Origin of the sequence: Orbus sasakiae (assembly GCF_039542345.1) — a bacterium.
Lineage (GTDB): Bacteria > Pseudomonadota > Gammaproteobacteria > Enterobacterales > Orbaceae > Orbus > Orbus sasakiae.
In genome coordinates this window covers 1651039-1677874 of the sequence record NZ_BAABHY010000001.1, presented here as the reverse complement: position 1 = coordinate 1677874, position 26836 = coordinate 1651039, and the positions used below count along the sequence as shown (strand labels likewise).

Sequence of the window (26836 nt, the reverse complement as noted above, 5' to 3'; positions counted from 1 at the left end):
TGGCCTATGTCTTTATTGATCGCACAACAACAAAAAGTCTTAACGCAATTAGCTAATTGCAATCAGCTACTGGTTAATCAACATATTAATACATTGGTTAAAAGTGATTTTATTGTTGATTCATTCTATCGTTTTCCCGATTGGCTCGTTGAATTAACACAGAATATGCCTGCACATGATGATTATATTCATTATCAACGCTGGCTAAATGAACTTATCACTGAGATCAGTAGTGAAGAACAATTAATGGCGATCTTACGGCACTTTAGACGCAAAATGTTAGTACGAATCAATTGGTCACAAATTGTGAATTCCAGTACCACAGAACAAACCCTCACACAACTTAGTGAATTGGCACAAATCTTGATCATAACGGCACGAGATTGGTTGTATAAATTGAGTTGTAAAGAATGGGGAACACCGTTCAATAGTAAAGGTGACATTCAGCCACTGATTATTTTAGGGATGGGTAAATTAGGTGGGGGGGAGCTCAACTTTTCATCCGATATTGATCTTATCTTTGCTTATCCTGAACACGGTTCAACCCAAGGGGGACGACGAGAATTAGACAATTCGATTTTTTTTACTCGGCTCGGCCAACGCTTGATTAAAACGCTTGATCAAATCACACAAGATGGTTTTGTATATCGTGTTGATATGCGACTTCGTCCATTGGGTGAGGGCGGGCCATTAGTGTTAAGTTTTTCTGCAATGGAAGATTATTACCAAGAACAAGGACGAGATTGGGAACGGTATGCAATGGTAAAAGCTAAAATATTAGGTGATCAAAATGATCCCTATGCTAAAGAACTCTATCAGATGCTTAAGCCGTTCGTCTACCGACGTTATATTGATTTTAGTGTCTTACAGTCGCTACGAAATATGAAAGGCATGATTGAGCGTGAAGTCCGTCGCCGAGGACTCACAAATAATATTAAATTGGGCGCAGGTGGTATTCGAGAAGTTGAGTTCATTGTACAAGTTTTTCAACTTATTCGTGGTGGACGGGTTACTGCGTTGCAAACACGTTCATTGCTTGATGCCCTTAACGTGATAGAACATGAAAAACTGTTATCTCAACAAGACGTTGAAGTTTTACATGATAACTATTTGTTTTTAAGACGCTGTGAAAATTTATTACAAGGCATTAATGATGAACAAACTCAAACATTACCGGATAATGAACTTGATCAATTAAGACTAGCATTCGGGATGGGATTTGATAATTGGCTCGATTTTCACCATGCATTAACCCATTGTATGTTCACTAACCGCATTATTTTTAATGAGCTTATCGGTGATGAAGAGTCTGAAAGTGCGCCGTCAAATTATAATGAACAATATGATGAATTATGGGCGTCAGATGTTACTGCTGATGATATTAAACATATCTTACCGCATCTCAATACTCAAGAGTCATTACAACTTTATCAATTGATCATTCAATTTCGAGAAAACATCAGTAAACGGACGATTGGAGTACGGGGGCGAGATATTCTTGATCAACTTATTCCTCGCCTTTTATCACTCGCCTGTGAAGAAGAATCACGGCTAACAATTTTAGGTCGAGTGTTACAGTTGTTAGTCAATATTGTCAGCCGTACTACTTATTTAGAACTTTTAGTTGAATATCCAAATGCACTCAAACAGCTCATTCGGCTGTGTGCAGCTTCCCCCATGATCAGTGATCAATTGACGCGTTACCCATTATTGTTAGATGAGTTAATTGACCTCAATTCACTTTATAAAACGGTTCCTATTGATCAATATAAAAGTGAACTTTATCAATACCTACTACGAATTGAATCTGATGATGAAGAACAACAAATTGAGGCATTACGACAGTTTAAACAGATGCAATTGCTGCATATTGCAGCGAGTGATATTGCACAGATTTTGCCGACGATGAAAGTTAGCGATCATTTAACCTATTTAGCTGAAGCGATGATAGATTTTGTTGTGCAAATTGCTTGGAACCAAATGATCGCACGTTATGGTAAACCTGATTTTTTAATTGATAACACACAAAAAGGGTTTATTGTTGTTGGCTACGGTAAGCTTGGTGGGCTTGAACTTGGGTATGGCTCTGATTTGGATTTGGTTTTTTTACATGATTGTCCCGCAAATAGCATGACCACGGGAGAAAAGATTATCGATAGCCGGCAGTTCTATTTACGTTTAGTACAACGGATTATCCATTTATTTAGTATTCGGACTAATTCAGGTATTTTGTATGAGGTTGATGTAAGACTACGTCCTCAAGGGGATGCGGGTTTGCTTGCATGTAGTTTAGACTCGTTTGCTGATTATCAAAATAATGACGCTTGGACATGGGAACATCAGGCATTAGTAAGGGCTCGAGTGGTATACGGGGAATCGCAATTACAATCTCGTTTTAATCAAATTCGCCATCAAGTCTTGATCCGACAACGTGATGAGCAAGCATTAAAACTAGATGTAAGACAAATGCGTGAAAAAATACGCATTCACCTGAGCAGTACAAATACTACCTACTTTAACATTAAAGTTGATGCCGGCGGAATTGGTGATATTGAGTTTATTTCACAATATTTAGTGCTCAATTATGCTCATTTTCAACCTAAAATGACAACTTGGAGCGATAATGTTCGTATTTTAGAGTTGGCAGCAAGATATGAGATTATGCCAAGCGATGAAGCAGAAAAATTGACACAAATTTATATTAATATGCGTAATGAAATTCACCGATTATCATTGCAGCTTTTATCAAGCAAGGTTGATTTACACCTATTTGAGCACGAACGTGCATATGTTAGCCAGTGTTGGCAAGCATGGCTGATGTAACATACTGACTGTACTAATGATGATAAAAATAACGGTGTGATTATGCGTGTCATTGCCGTTTCCTTAATGATATTATTCTGTTAGCTTGTTTTTCGCCATGCTCAGAAGACTTTGCTTACAAAGAGTGGCAATACTTATCATAAGGTAAATGACCTGATTAAGCTGGCTATGAACAGCAAGCAATGTGACGGTATGAGTTAACGGATTTATCTGTAATGCTTGAGTCACTATACTGTATGATAGTAAGGTGTTTTTTATGTGGTTTTGCTTAAAATAATGACGAAATTTATGGGTTTAACATAGAAAATGCCATAAAAAGCTTAGATTTTGTATGGATTAAGATTCCTTTCTTAATTCATTTGTATTAAGATTGAGAACAATTCGTATTATTGGTTCCGACTAAGCTCGGACAGGAACGTCTATCATGAGCACCTCTGAGTTAACATTAGACCGTCTTGCCTTTGGCAAAGAAGCGGTTATCGCTAAACTATTACCCGAATCTTTACCTTTTCGCCGTAAGCTACTTGCAATGGGCATAACGCCAGGCTGTAAAGTCTCAATCGTGAGATCTGCACCGCTAGGTGACCCTTTAGAAATTAAGATGCGAGGTTTCTTTTTGTGTTTGAGGCGTCAAGAAGCGGCATCGATTGCTGTGGTAGAGGTTGAAAAATGAGTATTGCATTAATTGGTAACCCAAACTGCGGGAAAACCACCTTATTTAATTTATTGACTGGCTCTCGGCAACGTGTAGGCAACTGGCCTGGCGTGACAGTAGAACGAAAAACTGGTGTTTTTAGTTACAATAAACAACAATTTGAAATTGTTGATTTGCCTGGTACCTATGCGATAGAAAGTAATACTCATACAACTTCACAAGATGAAATGATTGCACGTGACTACGTGTTATCTGAAACAGGTAACGTCATTGTTAATATTATTGATGCGACAAATTTACAACGTAGTTTATATTTAACTTTCCAATTAATTGATCTGAATTTACCATTGATCGTCGTATTAAATATGATTGATGCGGTTGATGAAATTGGAGAACACATTGATGTTGATACACTATCGCAACTTTTAGGATGTCCCGTCGTAGCGATCTCATCCACTAAAAAAAGCGGGTTAGACAAGTTTTATCATGAAATCCAACGCTTAGCTGCGAGTATGTCACAAGCTAAGCCAACAATCAGTACATTAGAACAGACTCAAACTAAAATTATAGAAAAACACCTTTCATCCCTACCCAGCGATAGCGATATACATCATTTAAATCGATGGCAACTGATTGAAGCATTTATTGATAACCATCAATTTGCATTTAATGAAGATGAATTAAAAGTGATTGAACAATGTCGCCAAGAACTTGCTGCTTGGTGTGATAATGAAGTTGATATTGCGATTGCCAGTAGCCGATATGAAGCCATTGATCAAGTATGTAAAATGGTAATAGATAAACCGCGTGAAGCCAGCACGTCGTTATCCGATAAAATTGATCGGATAACTTTGGGCAGAATAACGGGTATTCCTTTCTTTTTGTTAGCCATGTATTTGATGTTTATCCTTGCCGTCAACTTTGGCTCAGTCTTTATCGATTTCTTTGATGGATTATTTGCAACAATTTTTGTCGATGGATTGAGCCATCTACTTAATAGTATTGACGCCCCTAGCTGGTTAACCGTAATCTTAGCCGACGGTATTGGCACGGGGATTCAAACCGTTGCAACATTTATTCCTGTTATCGCAGCGATGTTCTTTTGTTTATCCTTTCTTGAAGATTCTGGCTATTTAGCAAGAGCTGCTATGGTTGTGGACCGTGGTATGCGTATGATTGGTTTACCTGGTAAGGCATTTGTACCGATGTTAGTGGGGTTTGGATGTGGAGTCCCTGCTATTATGGGAACGCGTACGCTTGACAGTACTCGTGATCGAATCATGTCAATTTGTATGATTCCTTTTATGTCATGTGGTGCTCGTTTACCCGTGTATGCTTTGCTTGCAGTCATTTTTTTCCCTAATAATGCATCAACAGTGGTATTTATGCTTTATTTATTGGGCATTGCAGTTGCTATTGTTACGGGGTTTGTTCTTAAATTTACTTTGCTAAAAGGTGATGTAACCCCTTTTATCATGGAAATGCCCGTGTACCGGATTCCCACCTTACGCAGTATGCTAAGCTTAACTTGGCAGCGTCTAAAAAGTTTTATTTTTAGAGCCGGTAAAGCGATTGTTTTAATGGTAACGGTATTGAGCGTCCTCAATTCTGTGAGTACTGACGGTAGCTTTGGTCATCAAGACTCAGATAATTCAGTACTATCCGTTGTCAGCCAAAAAATTACACCAGTTTTTGAACCGATGGGAGTGACTGAAGATAACTGGCCTGCGACAGTGGGGGTATTTACGGGTATTTTTGCCAAAGAGGCTGTCATAGCTACATTGAATTCACTTTACTCGATGGAAGATGACAGTGAAGAAACGTCGAGCGAATTCAATTTATGGGGTGGTATTTTTGATGCGACTATGACGATTCCTGAAAATTTAGCAGGCCTTACTGATGCATTATTAGACCCATTAGGCTTATCAACTGTTGATGAAGATATTGATGCTTTGCAAGATCAACTTGATGTGAATGCCAGTGCGGTGACCAAAATTGAAACGTCATTTGGAACGGGTGCTGCTGCTATGGCCTACCTTATTTTTATCCTGCTTTATACACCTTGTGCGGCGGCATTAGGTGCAGTATATCGTGAAGCTGGTGCAAAATGGACGGTATTTGTTGCACTGTGGACATTTATCATTGGTTGGATCTGTGCAAGTGCCTACTATCAATTTACTTTACTAGGTACATCTTCAACAGCATTGGTTTGGTTGGTGGGATTAGCTCTACTATTTATGTTGATCGTTTTCATCATGAGAATTGTGGGTAAATATACGACGATTGCGTCATCATCGGCAATATATAAAAAACCAGCCAAATGTGACAAATCGAGTTGTTGTTGCTCATGATGGCTATATTGATTAATGCTTAAGTTGAGGGATTACCCTCAACTTGAACACGCATTCATAAAAACTGATGTATATCGTTGAGTAAAACTAAGATTAAAAGGCTGGGTAACTGACATGTTAATGACTGATATTTCTGCGTATCTTCAATTACATGGGCGAGCTTCATTGTTGGATTTAGCGCGTCATTTTCATGTTCAAGAAAGTGCAATACAACATATGTTATCATTTTGGCTTAAAAAGGGGCAAATCACGCTAATTGATACCCAACAGATTAACTGCACAAGTGGTCACAAGTGCAGTGATTGTTTTGAATGTCAAGATAGTGCCCATCAAGTGTATATTTGGCATAAAGTCAATTAACCTTATCCGAGCAATAATGGATTTCCAATCGTATATGGTGAGCTACTCATGCCAAGACTTAAAATGATGCCCATAATGATAAAGATAATTCCCCCCACTAAAGCGATCGATTGTGCTGTCATCGGTAATAAAGAGACTGAAGTAACCCATTTTTGGTCAACTAAATACTTTGCAAAGCGGCGAGCAAAATGTACCAGTAAAGCAAACAATGATGTGGTTATTGCTGTACCAATAGACATCGCAAAGGTAGCTAACATTCCCCAATAATACACACCAATAGTATATGAAAATATCAACACAAGTAATGCACCTGAACAAGGCCGCATACCGATAGCAAATATAATACCTAAATCGCCAATCCATCCTTTTGAATGGTTCATCTCTGTTTGATTAGGGATGTGCTTGTGGCCACAGCACTCACAACTTGCATGATGCGTCTGCGTGAGTTTTACTGACGCATCAAGTGAGCGAATTTGACGAATATGAAGCGATTTTGGTCGTGGTTTTCTCATCATACCCAAAAGTTTTTTCAGCGAACGAAAACATAAAAATAGACCAACCATAATGATTAAAATATAGCTGGCAAATTCAAGCCAATACTCACTCATTTTTAAATGTTTAGTCGATAAATTTAAAATAATTAATAAACCACTTATTAAGGTAATAGCAACAATGCCTTGCATAATCGCGGAAAATAATGTTAACACAAGGCTCTTTTTCAACTGTTTAGGTTGGGTTGCTAAGTAAGTCGTAATAATCACCTTACCGTGACCTGGCCCTGCTGAGTGTAAAATGCCATATAAGAAACTAAAAAGGAGCAACCATAATCCTGTTTGCAAAGGTTGCTTTTTAGTTTGTAATAAAAATTGAACCAGTTTTTGATGAAAATAGCGCTGCCAATCTTGGCCCAAGGCTATCAAGTCGTACCATTTCATGGATAGCAAAACGGTTACTGAGATAATTAACAATAGCAATAGACTCAGTCCAATATAAAAATAAACGGTTTTTTTTATTGGCATGATACAACGACTTTTTGTGCAAACAATTTACCGAGAATAAAATCATCAGTTTCAATCGGTGTTTCATCTTGATCTAATGATTGAGCATAATCTAAGGTTGAATCATCTGGTGTTGGTTTGGTAATGGTTATTTTACAATTTGGATGGTTAATCGTAATATTACCCTCTTTGGCATAATACATATCAACATAAAATGTTTTTTCGTATGTCATCAATTCAAATTGGTTACCTGCTAATGTCAACGGATTTTTTAATCTTGCCCAAAAGCTAACAGTTGCTTTGTCGCTATTAAAATCGATTCTTGCATCTTGTTCTAATGGCATCAAAATTATCGGTTTATTTTTAGGTGATGATTTAAGCCAAAATTCGGAAAAGAAATGATTTTCAAAAATGTTAATCATTAATTCATTAAAGACAGATTTTGGATTTTGTTGATATTCAAGCTTCAGGTAACTGGTTGTCAGTTCATCCATCGTCCAGATAAAATGCAGTTTGGTGAGTTTATCTTGCTCGGTATAAAATTCAGTTTTTAAGGTGATAAAACTGTGTGGATGGCTATAGGCAATAGCAGAGATAAAAAGACTCATCAACAGGAGAATGTTTAAAAAAGTACGTCGAATCATTGATACAACAATCAGCAAATTAGAGATGTTATATCATAACATAGGCAGAATAAAATTAAGAGATATCAGCAGATATTTTAACTGATTTTTTATACTATAATGACATATTATGATAAAAATATAATGAAAATAAAACAGGCAGTTTTTTGACGTCTTGAGATAGCAATGAAGGGCGAATGATTTCGCCCTTTGCATACCGTATTTAGGTTTATTTTAATAATGCTTTTGCTTGAGCAAGCACATTATCAACGGTAAAGCCGAATTCTTTAAATAATAATTCAGCTGGTGCTGATTCGCCAAATGACGTCATACCAATCACTTTACCATTTAAACCAACATATTTGTACCAGTAATCCGCAATACCTGCTTCAATTGCAATTCGTTTGCTGACAGATGCAGGTAATACTGATTCCTTATACGCAGCATCTTGTTTATCAAATGCATCAGTTGCTGGCATTGAAACAACTCGCACTTTCTTACCATCTTTTGAAAGTTGCTCGTAAGCTTCAACAGCAAGTTCAACTTCAGAACCTGTTGCAATAAAGATCAGTTCAGGTGTACCAACACAATCTTTAAGTACATAACCACCACGATATACGTTAGCAAGTTGTTCTGCAGTACGATCTTGTTGTTTCAGGTTTTGTCGTGAGAAAATCAAGGCACAAGGGCCATCTTTACGTTCCACAGCATATTGCCAAGCAATCGCTGATTCAACCTGATCACATGGACGCCATGTGCTCATGTTTGGAGTTAAACGTAAACTTGCGATCTGCTCAACAGGTTGGTGAGTTGGGCCATCTTCACCGAGTCCAATTGAATCATGCGTATAAACAAAAATATTACGAATTTTCATGAGAGCAGCCATACGTACCGCATTACGTGCATATTCCATAAACATTAAGAATGTTGCACCATAAGGGATAAAGCCACCATGTAATGAGATACCATTCATAATTGCAGACATACCAAACTCACGTACACCATAGTGGATATAGTTACCATTTGGATTTGCTAAAATTTCTTTTGAACCTGACCACATCGTTAAGTTACTTGGTGCTAGGTCAGCACTACCCCCTAAAAATTCAGGTAATAATTTAGCAAAATCTTCGATAGCATTTTGCGATGCTTTACGTGAAGCAATTGAAGCCGGGTTAGCTTGTAACTTTTCAACAAACGCTTTTGCTTGTTGATGCCAATTAGCCGGTAACTCACCTGTAGTACGGCGTTTAAACTCTTTTGCAAGCTCAGGATAGGCTTTTTCATATGCAGCAAAACGTGTATTCCAATCAGCTTCTAACTGTTGACCTTTTGCTTTCGCATCCCACGCTGAATAATAATCTTGTGGAAGTTCAAACGGAGCATAATGCCAATTAAGCTGTTTACGTGTCGCTTCAATCTCAGCATCACCAAGTGGAGCACCATGGCTATCATGCGTCCCTGCTTTATTGGGTGAACCAAAACCAATGATCGTTTTACACATTAATAACGATGGTTTATCCGTTACAGCTTGTGCTTGCTCGATTGCGATTTTAACTGCATTAGCATCGTGGCCATCAATTCCACGAATGACATGCCAACCATAAGCTTCAAAACGTTTAGCGGTATCATCAGTAAACCAGCCTTCAATGTGACCATCAATCGAAATACCATTGTCGTCATAAAGTGCAATTAATTTACCTAATTTTAATGTTCCTGCTAATGAACACGCTTCGTGTGAAATCCCTTCCATAAGGCAGCCGTCGCCTAAAAAGGTATAAGTATAATGGTCTACAATATCATGACCTGGTTTGTTAAATTGTGCAGCCAGCGTTCTTTCTGCAATTGCCATACCTACTGCATTTGAAATACCCTGACCTAATGGGCCAGTTGTTGTTTCAATGCCAGGTGCATAACCGTACTCTGGATGACCCGGTGTTTTAGAATGCAATTGACGGAAGTTTTTTAAATCTTCGATAGTTAATTCATAGCCAGTTAAATGTAATAAACTGTAAATTAACATTGAACCATGACCATTAGATAGAACAAAGCGGTCACGATCTGCCCATTGTGGATTGCTTGGGTTATGTCTCAAAAAACCACGCCATAAAACTTCAGCAATATCTGCCATACCCATCGGTGCACCGGGGTGGCCTGATTTTGCTTTCTGTACTGCATCCATACTCAACGCGCGGATAGCATTTGCAAGTTCGCGATGAGATAGTGTCGTTGCATTCATGTTATCTTCTCTCCAATAGAATTATATTTGTAAACGGTGATGCTACCGAATTGTCGGTCGCATCAGCAAAATGCGTAAAATTATAGCTGTGAAGTCAGCATATCTTCCAATTTACCCTGATCAACGGCAAAGGCTCGAATCCCTTCAGCGAGTTTTTCAACCGCCATTGCATCAGAATTATGCTGCCATCTAAATTCAGCTTCGGTCATTGGCGCAGGTCGTTTCGCTTGAGCTTGATTTGGTTCAAGTTTACGTACTACTGCAGCATTAGAATTTTGCATTTCTGTTAAAAGATTTGGTGAAATGGTTAGGCGATCACAACCTGCTAGCGCAAGAATTTGTTCAACTTTACGGAAGCTTGCACCCATTACAATCGTTTTATAATCATGCTGTTTATAATAGTTGTAAATATTACGGACTGAAACAACACCCGGATCTTCATCTGCAACATAGTTTTGAGCCGGTTGTTTCGCTTGATACCAGTCATAAATACGACCGACAAATGGTGAAATTAAAAATACATCGGCTTCCGCACAAGCACGAGCTTGAGCAAATGAAAATAATAACGTTAAGTTACAGTTAATGCCTTCTTTTTCTAATTTACGGGCAGCACAAATACCTTCCCATGTTGAAGCCAACTTAATGAGAATACGTGATTTATCAATCCCTTTTTCTTGGTAAAGTTTGATCAGCTTACGTGCTTTTTCGATACATTTTTCTTCATCAAAAGAGAGTCTAGCATCAACTTCTGTTGAAATACGACCAGGTATATATTTTAAAATTTCAGCACCAATATTAACGGCCACTTGATCACTTGCGTTAATCAGTTGTTGCTCTTTAGAACCACCTAGTTTTTTAGCTGTTTCAATCGCTGAATCAATTAAGTGTTTGTATTGTGGTAATTGTGCTGCTTTTAAAACTAACGATGGGTTAGTCGTAGCATCTTCAGGGGAGAATTGTTTGATTGAATCGATATCACCGGTATCGGCAACAACAACAGTATATTTTTTAAACTCATCTAATTGACTCATATGAATATCCTCAACAAGAAAAACGTGTGCGTTATAAATTAATAAAACTGACTAACTATTATAGTAGAGTTATTGTGTTAATGACATAAGTTTTATGCCGTAATCGGGTCGTATTAATAACGAATCATTTGCAGATTAATTGTTTTATTAATTCACTGTTAACGGTTGCAAATAATGCCTTTATTGTATTTTTGTTCAAAATTACACGCCCAAAATGATCAAAAGTTCATGTTGTTAACTTTTGTTACTTAGTAATATAAATTGAAAAAGCTTGATTATCAAGCTTGCAATTGATTAATTTTATTTTTACTTTCAAATTGTTGATTTTTATATATTTTATTATGATTTGGTTGTTTGATTTTACCTGCATTATTAAGCAACGATTTATTGATGTCCTGCTATCGAAAGACAAATAGGAAGTTGTGTGTAGTAATTGATTGATTACACTGAGATAACATGCTCACTGCATTTGAGCCAGATTCTTGTTCAAATAAATATTATTTGAACAAATGTTAATGAGTGAGAGAGATATTTGAGTCAATCAAATCAAATAAAATTATATGATTAGCAGTCAATCTATGACGGCTATTTTTGTTGTTGTAAATTTAAAACAGTGCGAGCATTGGAGGCGCTGGTCGCAATAATGTCGATAACACCTGATCTTAATGCGCCTAAAATAGCCATCGATTTAGTGTTTTCGGATGCTATTGCGATAACACAAGGAATATTCCTCAGTTCTTCAATACTCAGTCCAATTACCCGATCGTTCATGACAGTTTCCACTGGCTGACCCTGAATATCAAAAAAACCATAACCGGCAATTTCACCAATGACGCCTTGATTAATACTCGCGTTTGTGACCTCTTGTGGCGTGAACCACCCAAGCTGTACCATATAACTGTTTTCATTCATATCACCCAGCCCAACTAGTGCAATATCAGCCTTGCTCGCTCGTTCGATCGTTTCTTTAATGACGCGATTTTGTAAAAAGGCTTTTTTAAGTTCACGATTTTCAACATAGGCTGGGGCATATAATGTTTCACTTGCGGCATTAAATTTTCGAGCTAGGTTACGACTGATATGATCCGCATCGATTAATTCCCCATCACGTAGCGTGCCGCCAATACCACAAATAAATTTACATTGTTTTTCAGGAAAAATACCAACATGGCTCGCAACTGCTGCGACATTACGTCCTTGCCCAACCGCCACCGTCATACCATTTTTTAGCATACTTGATAGATAATTTGTGACAAGCGCAGCGACTTGTCTACGTTGCTCTTCTTCATCCTGGTGGTCAACGGCAATAAGCGCTCGCTTAATGCCAAATGCATTAACGAATTGTTGCTCTATTTTAGAACTAAAGATTGGATGGTATTTTACATTTATCTCGACGATGCCTTCGTTACGTGCTTTTTTGAGTAAACGACCCACCTTGATGCGCGATATACCGAAACGTTTTGCAATTTCTTCCTGAGTCTGCTCATGTTCGTAATAAGCAACCGCTATCTCGGTCAAAAGTTCATTTTCTTGTGTGTTGTCAAATATATCCATCGCAGGTTCCTTGATGTATTATTAAACGAGGTACTTTTTGTCAATAATATAGTATAAAACGTAGTAGCTTACTACTTGTTGGGCAAATAAATCAAGCAAGTAAGTATAGCCAACAGTATGACCATTACTTATAAGAGAAATAACATGACGTTATTGCAAGCTTAATATGAAGAATTAACGCTTATTAGATAATCAAGATTGATGATAATGCTATTAGTCTATATGGCTTTTTAAAATTCACTATTGATAAGATCATTTGTACTGGTTTGAAAGAGGGGAATTGAAAAGGAATACCAAAAGCAACTATTGGTATTCCTGAATGTTACGGATATTATTTAGACCAATAGCCAATCACATTGACTTTATCTTGATGTAATACTGCACGAACTGGCATTTCTGTCACATCTTTACCATTAAGCGCATTATCTAAAACCGTTTTTTTACTTGCACCAGTAAGATGTAAATAGATATTACGGCTATTTAAAATAGTAGGTAACGTTAATGTAATTCGATCTAATGGTGCGGTGAGCGGTGTCATACCTGTTACCAACTTATCTGAATACATATCTAAACCTGTGGCTAAATGTTTAGCATGTGGGAACAATGAGGCGGTATGCCCATCTTCACCCATACCCAAAATTAGCACATCAAATGGCATAGGCACTTCGGCTAATTTTTGTTGTGCAACTTGCTCACCTTCAAATGGCGTTGCAGCACTGGTTTTTAAGCCAATAAAATTGGCTAATTTTGCTTCATTTTGCAATAAATAGGTATAGACCAGTTTTTCATTACTTGCATCGTCAGTATCGTCAACCCAACGGTCATCAACTAGCGTAATATAGACTTTATTCCATGGTAAAGGTTGTTTACTGAGCCGTTGGAAAACCGGAATCGGTGATTTACCACCTGATACCGCAATCGATGCAACACCACGAGTTGCAATACCTTTATTTAACTCGGTCACAATATTACTGACCATCTCTTCAATAAGTTGCTCTGATGAGCCATATTCTTTTAATGTAAACATTGATTTCACCTTATTCAAATTCGTTCCAAGAGCGTCCATCTTTCGTAATTAAGGCAACCGATGCAACTGGTCCCCAAGTCCCTGCTTGATAGGGTTTTGGTGGTTCTTTCTCATCAGCCCATGCTTTGATAATCGAATCAACCCATTTCCATGCGGCTTCTACTTCATCGCGGTGTACAAACAGTGCCTGACGACCCCGCATAACTTCTAATAATAAACGTTCATAAGCATCAGCAATATGTTGATGGAACGTTTCATTAAAACTAAGATCCAATTTCGTGGTTTGTAAATTATTATTGCTTTCTAAACCTGGGACTTTGTTTAAAATCTCAATATCTACACCTTCGTCAGGTTGTAAACGAATGGTTAATTTATTTTGAGGAAGTTGCGGATATGAGTCTTTAAATAAATTGAGTGGCTGATTTTTAAAATAGATCACCACTTCTGAACATTTACTTGGCAAACGTTTACCGGTTCTTAAGTAGAAAGGTACACCAGCCCATCGCCAGTTATCAATATCCACGCGAATTGAAATAAATGTTTCGGTATTACTGGTTTTATTGGCGCCATCTTCTTCAAGATAACCTGGTACATTCACGCCATTGACAAAACCGGCAGTGTATTGACCACGTACGGCTTTTTCACGGATATTACTTTTATTAATCGGTCTTAATGCTTTTAATACAGTAATTTTTTCTTGGCGAATACTATCATCTTGTAAGTCAGCAGGAGGAGACATGGCGATCATCGTTAGTATTTGTAATAAATGATTTTGTACCATGTCACGCATTTGACCGGCTTTGTCAAAATAACTCCAACGCCCTTCAATACCCACTTGTTCTGCAACTGTAATTTGAACATGATCAATAGAATTACGATCCCAAAGTGCAGAGAAGATCGGATTGGCAAAACGTAATGCAAGTAAGTTTAAAACCGTTTCTTTACCCAAATAATGGTCGATACGATAGACTTGTGACTCTTCAAAAAATTCTGCAACTGCATTGTTAATATCACGTGAAGACTGTAAATCAGTCCCTAATGGTTTTTCCATCACAATACGATTTTGTTTTTGGTTTAAGCCTGCATGCGCTAATCCATGGCAAATCGTTCCAAATGCACCTGGATGCATGGCAAAATAGAAAATAGCGGGTTTATCAGCATCAAGCTCATTTTTTAAACCATCAAATGCAGCCGTGTCAGTAACATCTAATTTGTGAAAGTCTAACCTTGCACAAAAACGTTGCCATATTTCATCATCAATGGGATCTTTCATAAAAGTGATTAAGGCATCTTTAGCGATTTCGGCATAGGCATTTTTATCCCAATCTGCACGACCAACCCCTAAAATTTTAGTCCCTTTTGGTAAATGACCATATTTTTCTAACTGATATAAAGAGGGTAGCAATTTTCGTCTTGTTAAATCCCCTTTGGCACCAAAAATAACTAAATCACATGCCGGGATGTCCAAATTATCAACGGACATAAAAGTCTCCTACAGTTGCTAATAATTAAATGAATGTATTGATACAACTACATCTATATTAATCTATTTAAAGATTGTTTTTTTATTATGCTCACATCCAATACTGCTGACGATAAGATTGTAGCTTATATAATAAAATTTTTTCTAATTATTATCATTCTTTGTTGTTAAAGATCCAGTCATTTATTTTTATCGGATTAATAGGTAATAATGCTTAGCGTTGTAACTACTGGATTAAGTGATATTTAAAAAATTTTATGGTGACTTAAATCATTTGCGAGGAATAGCAAATCGGTAAATGGATAAATTTGTGGTGTATTTAATATATTAATAAAAAAGGCCGCGTTACGCGACCTTAATTATCAAACAGACAGCCATTATGCTCTTACAAAATCCATATGTAATAATTTTGGTTTGAATGGATGACGTTGTACTGCTTGAATTTTTACTTTAACTTCTTTGCCATCAACAGCAATAGTTAACACTTCAGAATAAAATTCTGGTTTTGCTTGCATGTTGAATACTTGGTTATGGTCAAGTACGATAGCGATAGGTTCTTGTGAACCACCGTAAATGATCGCTGGGAATTTACCCGCGTGACGCAGGCGGCGGCTCGCACTCTTTCCCTGCTCAGTTTTAGCTTGTGCATTTAATGTAAACATAATATCTCTCTTTTTATTAATAAAACCAATTACAGGCGACCCAGCAATTAGCAAACATTCATTGCTTTTATAAAGCGGGGGGATTATAGCGGTTTATCTATATTATCGCAACTGATATTGTATTAAGCGCTGATGATCTCGGGTAATTGTACATCCCAAGGCTGATTATCGATATGTGCTATTTGTTGACAATTAAAGGCTATGCCAATCGGGTATACTGATGTTTTTTGATAATCAGCAAGTAAACGATCATAATATCCACCGCCCATTCCAATACGATAATTGCGATGATCAAATGCCACTAAAGGAGTCAAAACTACATTTAACTGATGAAAGGGAATAACATGATTAACGTTGAGTTTTGGTTCGAGTATACCAAATTGATTACGGGCAAGTTGGGTGTGTCTGTCATAACGTAGGAACATTAAATGTTTACGATTAAATGGATGAATGATGGGAAGATAGACTGATTTATTTTGTTGCCATAGATATTCAATAATGGGTTGGGTATTTAATTCACCATCAAAAGAAAGAAAGATTGCAATATGCTTGGCGGCTAAAATTTTGGGGTGTTGTTGCAATTGTTGATAAATTGATTGTTCTGCTTGATAACGTAAGGAAGAATCTAATTCACGTCGTCGTTGACGAACTTTTTTACGAATATCATGTGTTGCCAAAACAGGAGAATTTTTTTGCATAATTTTCTTGTGTAAGATTGAAGACTCCAAGATGCCGTTACGGGTTGTAACCCTTGAACCCACGGTTCAAGGTGAGCGCTATGTTTGATCTTTAGGTTTCCTTAACGAGAAGGCATACACACCGAACAATATTCATAGTAGCTCTATCATAAAGATTATCGGCTCAGGGGACTGACCCAATCGCGAACATCTCAGAGATAGTTATAATAATACAAAATTTATCAAATGAAACAATAACGTTTTTGTTATTTTTACGATACAGATCACTAATTGCTGAAATTTAAAGCACGATCTAACAAGAGCTGTAGATTTTTTAGTCTTTCCGTGAATTCACCATCGAGCTGATTATTTTTTAATTTTTCTTTCGTCAGTTCATATGAAATATTCAATGCTGCAGTAATAATCAATTGATCACTGTTCATTAATTGTGTTTTTCGGCGTAATTCATTGAGTCTATCATCCAGATCTTTTGCTGCTATATTAAGCGCTTCAATTTCATCAACAGGGCAAGTGAGCTTTAATGTTCTGCCAAAAACATGAATATTAACAACTTGAGTATCCATATGTTACCTATTGATTAATAAATGATTTAATTTTTTCGATAATTTTATCTGCGCTTAAGCCAACGCTATGACGCATTTCAGATTGTGTACCTTGTGAAATAAATTCATCTGGCAAGCCGATGTTTAACATATCACATTTCAGTTTTTTCGTCATAATAAATTCATTGACAGCACTACCGGCACCGCCTTGAACGGCATTTTCTTCAACCGTTACTAACGTAGTATGATGTTGCGCAGCAAGTAAAATGGCATCCTCATCCAATGGCTTAATAAAACGCATATCAATCAGTGTAGCATTAAGGTCTTCAGCAACTTTGTGCGCCTCATTAATTAATGTACCAAAATTTAAAATGGCAATATGTTGACCCTGACGCACTGTTTTACTTTTACCAATAGCTAACATTTCTATCGGTTGTAATGCGTTGCCATTACCTTCTCCACGAGGGTAACGAACAACGGCGGGACCTTGATAATGATAACCTGTATTAAGCATATGACGACATTCATTTTCATCACTCGGTGCCATGATCACCAAGTTAGGAATACAGCGTAAAAAACTAATATCAAATGCCCCTTGATGAGTCGGGCCATCAGCACCGACAATTCCTGCGCGATCTATTGCAAATAGAACCGATAAGTTTTGTATTGCAATATCATGGATCACTTGGTCGTATGCACGTTGTAAAAAGGTTGAGTAAATCGCGATAACAGGTTTTTTGCCACTAATTGCAAGTCCAGCTGCAAATGTAACAGCATGTTGTTCAGCAATCGCAACATCAAAAAATTGTTTTGGGTAAAGTTTGGCAAATGTGGTCATACCTGAACCTTCCCCCATTGCTGGCGTGACGGCGACAAGTTGTTTATCATGTTGCGCAGTTTCACATAACCAGTCACCAAATATTTGAGAGTAAGTCGGTGCTTTGCTGCTAGTTTTATTAATGATACCTTCAATCGGATCAAATTTTGGTACGCCGTGCCAAAGGATCGGATCTTGTTCTGCTGGAGCATACCCTTTGCCTTTTTGAGTAATAACGTGTAGCAGTTGGGGTCCTTTTAATTCACGCACTTTGTTGAGCGTGGTCACTAATGTATCGATATCATGTCCATCAATTGGACCAATGTAATTAAATCCAAGTTCTTCAAATAAAATAGCTGGAGTGACAAGCCCTTTAATATGTTCTTCTGTTTTCTTTAAAAACTCTTTAACAGGCGGAATACCTGAAAAGACTTTTTTGCTACTTTCTCGTAATGAAGCATAGGTACGACTTGATAAAATTTGAGCTAAATGTTGATTTAGTGCACCCACATTTTCTGAAATTGACATGTCATTATCATTAACGATGACCAACATATCGGGTTTTATATGACCAGCATGGTTCATCGCTTCAAAAGCCATGCCAGCTGTTAATGCACCATCACCAATTACACACGCCACTTTACGATGTGATTGATTTTGTTGTTCGGCGACAGCAATCCCAAGTGCGGCACTGATTGATGTCGATGAATGGCCGGTACTTAAGACATCATATTCACTCTCTTCTCGCCAAGGGAAAGGGTGTAGTCCATCTTTTTGGCGGATGGAGAGCATTTGATCGCGGCGACCCGTTAAAATCTTGTGTGGATAAGCTTGATGGCCAACATCCCAAATAAGCTGATCAAATGGTGTATTATATACATAATGTAATGCGACAGTGAGTTCAATAACCCCGAGCCCTGATGCCAAATGACCACTTGAACGGCTAACACTATTTAAAAGAAAGCGTCGTAATTCATCACTGATTTGTGACAGGCTATTTTGAGGATAAAGACGCAAATCCTTTGGGGAGTTAATCTGTTTTAGTAATGGGTAATTATCAAGATTCATTCGTTATTTAAACATCTCAAGTTATAACAGGATAAATTAACTGTTTCGTGTAATAATAAAATCAGCTAACTGACGTAGTGCTTCACTATTATAAGGTATTTTATCTAATGCTTCGATAGCTTGTGTGTAAAGTTGTTGGCAAGCTTCAACGGAGGCATCCAAGCCAATCAACGATGTATATGTATTTTTTGCTAACTGCTCATCAGCACCTTGATTTTTACCCATAATATTTTTATCACCAATCACATCTAAAATATCATCTTGAATTTGGAATGCAAGCCCAATAGATTCAGCATAGTTTTTTAATGCAGATTGATATTTTAGCGCAGACTCATCGGCGGCAAATAATCCTAAATTAACCGCAGCATTAATTAGAGCACCTGTTTTATTGATATGGATATATTTTAGTTCTTCAATCGTAATTGTTTTATGCTCTGATTGCAGATCTAAAGACTGTCCGAGACACATGCCAAACACACCACTGGCCTGGGTTAATTCTTTTATCATTGCAAGTTTGCTACTATCAGGTAATTCAGGCGCCTGAGCAATTAATGAGAAAGCGTAGGTTTGCAGAGCATCACCAGCCAAAATGGCAGTGGCTTCATCAAATTTGATATGGCAAGTTGGCATACCACGTCTTAAATCATCATTATCCATTGCAGGTAGATCATCATGAATCAAGGAATACGTATGAATTGCTTCAATTGCGCAAGCCGGTGCATCAAGTTTGTCTAGCGAACAACCAAACATTTGTCCAACAGCATAGACTAAAAATGGTCTGATACGTTTACCGCCGGCAAGTAAACTGTATGACATAGCCTCTTTTAATATAGATGGGCTTATTGTCGCGAGTGATTGAGTTAATTGATGATTAACGCGTTGTGAATATCGCGCTTGTAATGCAATAAATGAATGGTTCATCATAACGTCAATAGGATTAATTTTCAGAATCAGTAAAGTCAGTGAGCGGAGCTTCACTACTTTCATTGAGCAGTATTTGGATGCGTTGTTCTGCTTTTTGAAGCTGTACTTGACCTTGTTTTGCTAACTTTACACCTTTTTCAAATTCAGTCAGTGCTTCATCTAAAGGTAAATTACCGACTTCTAATTTGCTAACAATATTTTCAAGTTCTTTTAATGTGTCTTCAAAAGAGGTCGCTTTTGCTTGCGCTTTGGCCATATTCTATCTCCCGTCTAAGTCTGCTCAGTAGTATATACTTAATTCGATTTGAGTTGTAGGTTTTGTCAAATAATTGATCTATTTTACGCGATGTTTATCAATGACAAACCCATTAAAAATTCCGCTTGCCATTAACTCTCAATTATCATTGGAACAACCCAACATTGAGTTTGAATAACACATTTTAAATATTGACACCTAATGTCGTTAAAATAACGTAAAATTCTAGAACGATATGCAAGAATTTAGTATAGGTAATGCAAATTACAATAATCAATGCCAGTCTCATAAATAAAGCTGATATTATTTCGTCTGTGACAACAACTTTGCTATGATTTGATGTTAAATGTTGATAGAATTTACGCCAATTTTATAGTGAATTGGTTAAAAGATGAAAAAACATACAGTTGAAGTCATGATATCTGAAAATGATGTCCAAAAAAGAGTACAAGCATTAGGTCAAAAAATCAGTGAAGATTATAGTAAAAGTAATAACGAACTCGTATTAGTGGGATTATTACGCGGTTCATTTATTTTTATGGCGGATTTAAGTCGAGCAATTACAGTAGGTCATGAAGTTGATTTTATGACAGCATCGAGCTATGGCAGTGCGATGAACAGTAATCGTGATGTTAAAATTTTAAAAGATCTTGATGAAGATATTCGTGGCAAAGATGTCCTCATTGTTGAAGATATTATCGATACAGGTAATACCTTAAGCAAAGTGAAAGAATTACTTGAACTTCGTGGTCCAAGATCACTTGAAATCTGTACTCTATTAGATAAACCTTCACGTCGTGAAGTTGATGTACCTGTTAAATATATTGGTTTTTCTATACCTGATGAATTTGTTGTCGGTTATGGCATTGATTATGCCCAGCATTATCGTCATTTACCTTATATCGGTCATGTGACATTGTTGGAATAATTTAATTATCAAGTGAACTTTTGACCTCATGTTAGGTCAAAGAGTTCATTCATTGTTAAAATTAGTTACACCCAATACTGAAACGTTTTAGTATAGGTAGTATGGAGTAAATGTGCGTAGATTTATTCTTTTCTTCATCTTGTCACTCATAATGGTTCTAAATACTGTGTCAGCTAAGATGAAGTTATCTGTCGACGGCCTATCGGGTGAACTAAAAGATAACGTCGATGCACGTCTATCGATGGTTGATGAAAATAAAATCGATGATACACCTTATTTTAAACGCTATTTAGAAAGTGAAATTAAAAAAGGGTTACGTGCATTAGGTTATTATAATCCAACGTTTTCCTATGATGTTCCTGAGAAGGGCAATCAATTAATTGTCACCGTCGATGCGGGTGATCCCATCTTAATTGAACAAACTGATGTTAATATTACAGGTCAAGGTGCGCAAGATAAAGATTATATCAATATCTTGGATACTGATTTGCCTAAAAAAGGTTCGATATTGAATCATGGTGAGTACGACAGTTTTAAGAAAAAATTACAAAGTGTTGCGCTGCGTAAAGGGTATTTTGATGCTGATATGACCAAACATCAGTTAGCAGTGAGCGACTCTTTGCGGCAAGCTTTTTGGCGTATTGATTTTAATACCGGACAGCGCTATCGTTTTGGAGCAGTCACGTTTGGTGAATCTCAAATACGTGAGTCCTATCTAAGAAATATCGTCCCTTTTGATGAAGATGAACCCTATACCTCTGAGCAACTTTCTTTGCTAAGTCGACGCTTGTCTTCGACTAACTGGTTTAGTTCTGTGGCAGTCATTCCATTATTTAACAAGGTTGGCGAAGATAAAATATTACCTGTACATGTTGTGACAGTACCAAGGAAGAAAAACTCAGTTGATGTTGGTCTAGGGTATTCAAGTGATAATGGGATAAGAGGTAAGTTATCGTGGAATAAACCTTGGCTCAATGACCGGGGTCATAGTTTCCAAAGTGATTTAGCTTTGTCATCACCAGAACAAACTATTACCGCACTTTATAAAATTCCATTACATAAATCACCATTGGAAGATTATTACACGATTCAAGGTGGTTATAAAAAAATAGATAACAACGATACCTACTCTAATTCTTATTCTGCGGGCGTTATTCGTAACTGGGACAGTTTTGAGGGTTGGCAAAGTGCTGTCGGTCTTAATGTGATGTTTGATAACTTTACTCAAGCGAGTGATAGTTATAAAACATTCTTACTTTATCCTTCATTTAGTTTTTCAAGAGCAAGAACCGACGGTAAATTATTTCCTTTATGGGGGGATTCACAGCGCTATTCGTTAGAAACCGCTGCGGCTGATTTAGGTTCTGACATCAATTTTGTTCGCTTTCAGATTCAACAAGTGTGGATTCGGACAATGGAAGAGCGTCATCGTTTTGTCGCACGAGGGAATCTTGGACTGATTCAAGCAAATGATTTTGATCGCGTTCCACCTTCATTTCGATTCTTTGCTGGGGGGGATAGAAGTATCCGTGGATTCAGTTATCAATCTATTTCACCAGAAGATCGTGATGGCAAATTAAAAGGGGCTTCAAAATTAATTACAGGCTCGTTAGAGTATCAATATAATGTCACTGGTGCGTGGTGGGGAGCTGTATTTATCGATAGTGGTGAAGCAATAGATAAAATAGATAAAGCCAATTTCCATACCGGTGCAGGTATTGGAATTCGTTGGGCATCACCTATTGGTCCGATTAAATTTGATATTGCAACACCTATTGATAAATCCGAAAAATCAGCGCATTTTTACATTGGCTTAGGGTCAGAGTTATAAGTTATGAAAAGTCCACACCGAGTCAAACAAATCAAACGAATTAAGCGTATCCGTAAATGGAAAAAGCGTAGCTTAATCGTGCTTTGTTCTTTTATCTTTTTGATCTGTTTTTTATTAGTTTTAATCTATACCAGTTTGGGGATTAAAATTATTACGACAGTACTTGAAAAAGTCATGCCTGAAATTAAAATTGAGCATGCCAGTGGCGCACTAAATGATTTGGAAATCGAAGGCTTTTCAATGGTGCTAGATGGTGTCGAAGTGAAAGTTGGTAAAGTCGGCTTGTCATTATCTGGTCTGTGCTTAATCGAAGGTAAAATCTGTGTTAAAAATCTGGATGCCAGTGATGTATTGGTAAATATTGATACACAAGCCTTCCCTGTGGATGAAAATCAACCACAACCTGACGCTAATGCACAGCGAACAGTGATTAATATGCCATTACCATTAGAGCTACGTAATGCTGCTTTATCGAATGTCGCTGTCAATGTCGATGATATGCATTTTGGTTTATCATCATTTAAAGGCAGTGCAACATGGGCGAATGAAAAGGTGTATGTTTTTCCTTCGACAGCCATGGATGTTAAAGCCATTTTTGCCGATCAACCCGCGATTCAGACTGCACCTAAAGTTGAAACAACAACTTCATTATCAATCGGTGAAACAATCAATCAGCTCTTTAATAAGCCTTTAATTGCCACTTTACCTACCGTAAATATTCCACTGGATATTTATGTCAATAACTTGAAAGGGGATAATTGGTTATTACATATTGGTGGGCAAGATTATCAATTTAACCAAGTCGCGATTGCAGCAAGTACCGAAAATAATTTCATTAATGCCAAATCAATTCAAACGGATGCAAAAACACCTTATGCCAATGCTAATGTTAGTGTTACAGGTAAAATTACATTAGGTGATGATTGGCCTGTGAGTGCGAATATTCAAATTAAAACAGTACCTGCAACAAATCAGATTGCGACAGAGGTGACCAGCAAGATTGACGGTAAACTTTTAGGGACTTTGGCAACACAAACTCAAATAAAAGGTCTGAACCAAGCCGATATTGATGCAAAAATTGATTTCGTTGAAACCTATATGCCAGTCATGCTAAAAGTAAAAGGTCAAGCTATACAGTGGCCTATATTTGGTAAAGCAGATTATCAATTAAAGAATTTTGATGTTGATGTATCGGGCTCGGTTAAAGCATACGATTTAAATGCCAAAGGTGACTTTTACGGTAATGATTTACCGACCGTATTATTTAATATGCAGTCAAATGGAACCAATGAATCGATAAATATTAAACGTATGGCGGCAGCCTTACCGCAAGGCGAATTTGCATTATCTGGAAAACTTGACTGGCTAAAAGCATTAAAGTGGGATGCCGTCGTTAATTTTAATAAAGTGGATTTAAGTAAAGAAATACCCAATTATCCGATCAAAGTTGATGGCCAAATTAAAACGGATGGTTCACTTGATGGCGCTGACTGGATGGTGAATTTAAGCGAAATGCAGCTAAACGGAAATATCAACGATGCCCCATTACAAACTAGCGGAAATATTGCCATCGATTCACGTCAATATGTCACTGCCAATAAGTTTAATCTTAAATGGGGTGATAACCGTATTGATCTTAATGGTTCAACAACACAAAGCAATTTAATTGCTGATTTAAATCTGACTGACTTAAAAGTCATTGAAAAAGATCTAAAAGGCGAAGTTACCGGTCAATTAAAAGTGCATGGTTCGGTAAGTCAACCGATTATTGAAAGTCATGTATTAGTGAATAATTTAAGTTGGCAAGGCATGTTATTACATCAAGCTGAATTAACCGGGCAAGTGAAATATATTGAGATGCTTGAGGGGAATATTACATTACATGCCAATCGTTTTGAGATGTCGAGCTTGACCATAAATGATGCGGATATCGTGTTTTCTGGTAATGAACTAAAACATCATCTTAGTGTTAATGTGACGGGGCAACCTGTCTCGACAACACTGAATTTAGATGGTCAGCTCAATAAAGCGAGAACCAAATGGCAAGGTCAGTTAGCCGATGCCGTCATTTCACTAAATAAGAAAAATCGTTGGCAGTTAAGCAAGCCACTTGATTTGGGATATGATATTAAGCAAAGTTTGGCTACGATTAATGCACATTGTTGGGTCAATAATCAATCTAATATCTGTTTAGATAATAATGTGGTGTTAGCTAACAAAGGTGAAGCAACGGTAAGTTTGTCAGATATTGATCTAGCGATATTTGAAGCGATAAATCAAGGTGAAACAAAACTAGCGGGTACTGTTCACGGAAAAGCAAGTATTAAGTGGGATCCACTATATAAGATTCCGAGTATTGTCGCGAGCATTGACAGTAAAGATGTTTATGTGAGACAGCAAGTTGCTTCACAAGTCTTGCCGATCCCCTTTGATCTCTTCTCAATTAATGCCAATATTAATGATAAACAGGCAAAACTTGATTGGCAATTTAGTGTGAAAGAGTTTGGTCGTTTTAAAGGTAATGTGCAAATTGATGATCCAATGGACAAAAAACGTCTAAACGGTCAAGCCATTATTGATGATTTATCATTATCGATTATTAATCCTCTGCTTGATAATAATGAACATGCTGACGGTGTGATTAATGGCAATCTAAAATTTTCGGGAACATTACTTGACCCATATATTGTGGGTAATTTAGATCTAAAACACAGTGATATTAAAACCACTCAGTTACCTGCAGATATTAAATCAATCATGCTTGATATTAATTTCAAAGGGAAATCTTCTGAACTTAAAGGGCAGTTGCAAACTAAAGATGGTATGGTGAATATTGATGGACGAGCAGATTGGCAAAATATTCAAGCTTGGAAAGCCTATGTCACGGTTAAAGGTGCAGCAATAGAAGTGAGTGTCCCGCCGATGATTACCATGTCAGTGGTGCCGGATATTCGTATTGAAGCTAATCAAGATCAATTGGATCTCACCGGTAAAATTAACATTCCTAAAGCCAGCATCAAAGTGGAATCACTGCCGCCATCAACGGTTGATGTATCATCTGATGAAGTCATGCTTGATACGAATATGCAAGAGATCGCACCACAAAACTTTGGTATGCGTATAAACAGTAAAGTGCTGGTTACTCTAGGCGATAAAGTTAATTTGGACGCCTTTGGACTGACTGCGCGTTTAACGGGTGGTGTGTTTGTTACGCAAACGAATAAAGGTTTAACCGTCAACGGGCAAATCACCGTTCCGGAAGGACGTTTCCATGCTTATGGACAAGATCTCATTGTACGTAAAGGTGAGATTGTCTTTGTCGGACCTGCTGATCAACCTCGACTTAATATTGAGGCAATCCGTAATCCTGAATCGATTGAAAATAGCGTGACAGCTGGGATTCGTGTAACGGGTGTTGCTGATGATCCTAAAGTTGAAGTCTTTTCCGACCCGACGATGTCGCAGCAAGAAGCTTTATCCTATTTACTGCGTGGTCAGGGATTAGATAGCTCTGAGCAAAGTGACAATGATATGATGACTGCATTGTTGATTGGTTTAGGTACTGCACAGGGCGGTAAGATTATCGGTGATATTGGTGATGCATTTGGTATTAAAAACTTATCATTAGATACGCAAGGGGTTGGAGATAGTCAAAAAGTTGTGGTAAGTGGTTATATTTTACCTCATCTACAATTGAAATACGGAATCGGTATTTTTGATTCATTAGCGACCTTTACATTGCGTTATCGATTGTTACCTCGTTTATATTTGGAAGCTGCATCTGGGCTTGATCAAACGGTAGATTTAATCTATCAGTTTGAGTTTTAGGTTTTATGTTATTGTTGATGATTAGAACTATAACATAATAAATATATTGACCTTTTTTGAAAAACACTTTGTTTAGGAAGTGCGATGATTTTCGACTCAAAGACAGATCAAAATAGACTCGGTTATTGGCTCTACGGTAAG

20 protein-coding genes and 1 other RNA gene are annotated in these 26836 nt (G+C 37.3%); 7 read left to right on the top strand and 14 right to left on the bottom strand.

Translation table 11 applies throughout. From position 1 onward, the window contains the following. The first annotated feature begins 6 nt into the window (after positions 1-6). The 4 genes from glnE to ABEA36_RS07335 all read left to right on the top strand — a co-directional run bounded on the left by glnE (position 7) and on the right by ABEA36_RS07335 (position 6189). Positions 7-2823, top strand: coding sequence for a bifunctional [glutamate--ammonia ligase]-adenylyl-L-tyrosine phosphorylase/[glutamate--ammonia-ligase] adenylyltransferase (gene glnE / locus ABEA36_RS07350; RefSeq protein ID WP_345490410.1), 2817 nt, complete (start codon positions 7-9; stop codon positions 2821-2823). A gap of 424 nt (positions 2824-3247) precedes the next feature. Continuing rightward, complete coding sequence (locus ABEA36_RS07345) at positions 3248-3496, top strand: FeoA family protein (RefSeq protein ID WP_345490408.1); 249 nt, start codon at positions 3248-3250, stop codon at positions 3494-3496. Then, positions 3493-5829 carry a Fe(2+) transporter permease subunit FeoB gene (gene feoB, locus ABEA36_RS07340; protein WP_345490406.1) on the top strand — a complete coding sequence of 779 codons (2337 nt, stop codon included), beginning with the start codon at positions 3493-3495 and terminating at the stop codon, positions 5827-5829. Before ABEA36_RS07345 ends, feoB begins: the two co-directional genes overlap by 4 nt. A 114-nt stretch (positions 5830-5943) precedes the next feature. Further along, complete coding sequence (locus tag ABEA36_RS07335) at positions 5944-6189, top strand: FeoC-like transcriptional regulator (RefSeq protein WP_345490404.1); 246 nt, start codon at positions 5944-5946, stop codon at positions 6187-6189. Between the two features lie 2 nt (positions 6190-6191). Here the strand turns inward: ABEA36_RS07335 and ABEA36_RS07330 are convergent, their stop codons facing one another. The 14 genes from ABEA36_RS07330 to xseB form a co-directional block, all read right to left on the bottom strand. Then, positions 6192-7208 (bottom strand): nickel/cobalt transporter, encoded by a 1017-nt coding sequence (locus tag ABEA36_RS07330; protein WP_345490402.1) that lies wholly within the window; start codon positions 7206-7208, stop codon positions 6192-6194. Next, positions 7199-7831, bottom strand: a complete 633-nt coding sequence (locus tag ABEA36_RS07325) for a DUF1007 family protein (protein WP_345490400.1) — start codon at positions 7829-7831, stop codon at positions 7199-7201. The genes ABEA36_RS07330 and ABEA36_RS07325 overlap by 10 nt, the downstream gene beginning before the upstream one ends. Positions 7832-8039: 208 nt before the next feature. Further along, a complete protein-coding gene (gene tkt / locus ABEA36_RS07320; RefSeq protein WP_345490398.1) occupies positions 8040-10046 on the bottom strand; it encodes a transketolase in 2007 nt (668 codons plus the stop codon). An 80-nt stretch (positions 10047-10126) separates the two neighbouring features. Continuing rightward, positions 10127-11077 carry a transaldolase gene (gene tal / locus ABEA36_RS07315; protein WP_345490396.1) on the bottom strand — a complete coding sequence of 317 codons (951 nt, stop codon included), beginning with the start codon at positions 11075-11077 and terminating at the stop codon, positions 10127-10129. Positions 11078-11662: 585 nt separating this feature from the next. Then, the gene (locus ABEA36_RS07310) at positions 11663-12631 is read right to left on the bottom strand and encodes a sugar-binding transcriptional regulator (protein WP_345490394.1); all 969 of its coding nucleotides are present in this window, start codon (positions 12629-12631) and stop codon (positions 11663-11665) included. 331 nt (positions 12632-12962) lie between these two features. After that, positions 12963-13658 (bottom strand): 6-phosphogluconolactonase, encoded by a 696-nt coding sequence (gene pgl / locus ABEA36_RS07305; RefSeq protein WP_345490392.1) that lies wholly within the window; start codon positions 13656-13658, stop codon positions 12963-12965. Between the two features lie 10 nt (positions 13659-13668). After that, a complete protein-coding gene (gene zwf / locus ABEA36_RS07300; protein WP_345490390.1) occupies positions 13669-15141 on the bottom strand; it encodes a glucose-6-phosphate dehydrogenase in 1473 nt (490 codons plus the stop codon). A 377-nt stretch (positions 15142-15518) separates the two neighbouring features. Then, positions 15519-15803 carry a 50S ribosomal protein L25 gene (gene rplY / locus ABEA36_RS07295; RefSeq protein ID WP_345490388.1) on the bottom strand — a complete coding sequence of 95 codons (285 nt, stop codon included), beginning with the start codon at positions 15801-15803 and terminating at the stop codon, positions 15519-15521. Positions 15804-15925: 122 nt separating this feature from the next. After that, a complete protein-coding gene (locus tag ABEA36_RS07290) occupies positions 15926-16501 on the bottom strand; it encodes a 5-formyltetrahydrofolate cyclo-ligase (RefSeq protein WP_345490386.1) in 576 nt (191 codons plus the stop codon). A 19-nt stretch (positions 16502-16520) separates the two neighbouring features. Beyond that, positions 16521-16702: non-coding RNA, 6S RNA (gene ssrS / locus ABEA36_RS07285), on the bottom strand. Between the two features lie 65 nt (positions 16703-16767). Next, on the bottom strand, positions 16768-17064 hold the full coding sequence (zapA, locus tag ABEA36_RS07280) for a cell division protein ZapA (protein ID WP_345490384.1): 297 nt from the start codon (positions 17062-17064) through the stop codon (positions 16768-16770). 7 nt (positions 17065-17071) lie between these two features. Beyond that, entirely contained in the window at positions 17072-18928 is a 1857-nt protein-coding gene (gene dxs / locus ABEA36_RS07275; protein ID WP_345490382.1) for a 1-deoxy-D-xylulose-5-phosphate synthase, read from the bottom strand. Between the two features lie 36 nt (positions 18929-18964). Next, the gene (gene ispA / locus ABEA36_RS07270; protein WP_345490380.1) at positions 18965-19849 is read right to left on the bottom strand and encodes a (2E,6E)-farnesyl diphosphate synthase; all 885 of its coding nucleotides are present in this window, start codon (positions 19847-19849) and stop codon (positions 18965-18967) included. A gap of 16 nt (positions 19850-19865) precedes the next feature. Beyond that, on the bottom strand, positions 19866-20108 hold the full coding sequence (xseB, locus tag ABEA36_RS07265) for an exodeoxyribonuclease VII small subunit (RefSeq protein ID WP_345490378.1): 243 nt from the start codon (positions 20106-20108) through the stop codon (positions 19866-19868). Between the two features lie 391 nt (positions 20109-20499). On the opposite strand from xseB, the gene hpt reads away from it, so the two are divergent. The 3 genes from hpt (at position 20500) to tamB (ending at position 26695) form a co-directional block, all read left to right on the top strand. Beyond that, entirely contained in the window at positions 20500-21036 is a 537-nt protein-coding gene (hpt, locus tag ABEA36_RS07260) for a hypoxanthine phosphoribosyltransferase (protein WP_345490376.1), read from the top strand. Between the two features lie 151 nt (positions 21037-21187). Then, positions 21188-22867: an autotransporter assembly complex protein TamA gene (gene tamA / locus ABEA36_RS07255; RefSeq protein ID WP_345490918.1), complete on the top strand. Its 1680-nt coding sequence runs from the start codon at positions 21188-21190 to the stop codon at positions 22865-22867. 3 nt (positions 22868-22870) lie between these two features. Beyond that, positions 22871-26695 carry an autotransporter assembly complex protein TamB gene (tamB, locus tag ABEA36_RS07250; protein ID WP_345490374.1) on the top strand — a complete coding sequence of 1275 codons (3825 nt, stop codon included), beginning with the start codon at positions 22871-22873 and terminating at the stop codon, positions 26693-26695. Positions 26696-26836: the final 141 nt, after the last annotated feature.

Bases quoted from the DNA above. Each gene is read 5' to 3' on its own strand.
- feoB (WP_345490406.1), top strand. From the start codon at position 3,493: ATGAGTATTGCATTAATTGGTAACCCAAACTGCGGGAAAACCACCTTA.
- dxs (WP_345490382.1), bottom strand. From the start codon at position 18,928: ATGAATCTTGATAATTACCCATTACTAAAACAGATTAACTCCCCAAAG.
- tamB (WP_345490374.1), top strand. From the start codon at position 22,871: ATGAAAAGTCCACACCGAGTCAAACAAATCAAACGAATTAAGCGTATC.
- ispA (WP_345490380.1), bottom strand. From the start codon at position 19,849: ATGAACCATTCATTTATTGCATTACAAGCGCGATATTCACAACGCGTT.
- ABEA36_RS07325 (WP_345490400.1), bottom strand. From the start codon at position 7,831: ATGATTCGACGTACTTTTTTAAACATTCTCCTGTTGATGAGTCTTTTT.
- tkt (WP_345490398.1), bottom strand. From the start codon at position 10,046: ATGAATGCAACGACACTATCTCATCGCGAACTTGCAAATGCTATCCGC.
- ABEA36_RS07330 (WP_345490402.1), bottom strand. From the start codon at position 7,208: ATGCCAATAAAAAAAACCGTTTATTTTTATATTGGACTGAGTCTATTG.
- hpt (WP_345490376.1), top strand. From the start codon at position 20,500: ATGAAAAAACATACAGTTGAAGTCATGATATCTGAAAATGATGTCCAA.
- tamA (WP_345490918.1), top strand. From the start codon at position 21,188: ATGGTTCTAAATACTGTGTCAGCTAAGATGAAGTTATCTGTCGACGGC.
- rplY (WP_345490388.1), bottom strand. From the start codon at position 15,803: ATGTTTACATTAAATGCACAAGCTAAAACTGAGCAGGGAAAGAGTGCG.
- ABEA36_RS07345 (WP_345490408.1), top strand. From the start codon at position 3,248: ATGAGCACCTCTGAGTTAACATTAGACCGTCTTGCCTTTGGCAAAGAA.
- ABEA36_RS07310 (WP_345490394.1), bottom strand. From the start codon at position 12,631: ATGGATATATTTGACAACACACAAGAAAATGAACTTTTGACCGAGATA.
- zwf (WP_345490390.1), bottom strand. From the start codon at position 15,141: ATGTCCGTTGATAATTTGGACATCCCGGCATGTGATTTAGTTATTTTT.
- ABEA36_RS07335 (WP_345490404.1), top strand. From the start codon at position 5,944: ATGTTAATGACTGATATTTCTGCGTATCTTCAATTACATGGGCGAGCT.
- zapA (WP_345490384.1), bottom strand. From the start codon at position 17,064: ATGGATACTCAAGTTGTTAATATTCATGTTTTTGGCAGAACATTAAAG.
- ABEA36_RS07290 (WP_345490386.1), bottom strand. From the start codon at position 16,501: ATGCAAAAAAATTCTCCTGTTTTGGCAACACATGATATTCGTAAAAAA.
- glnE (WP_345490410.1), top strand. From the start codon at position 7: ATGTCTTTATTGATCGCACAACAACAAAAAGTCTTAACGCAATTAGCT.
- tal (WP_345490396.1), bottom strand. From the start codon at position 11,077: ATGAGTCAATTAGATGAGTTTAAAAAATATACTGTTGTTGTTGCCGAT.
- pgl (WP_345490392.1), bottom strand. From the start codon at position 13,658: ATGTTTACATTAAAAGAATATGGCTCATCAGAGCAACTTATTGAAGAG.
- xseB (WP_345490378.1), bottom strand. From the start codon at position 20,108: ATGGCCAAAGCGCAAGCAAAAGCGACCTCTTTTGAAGACACATTAAAA.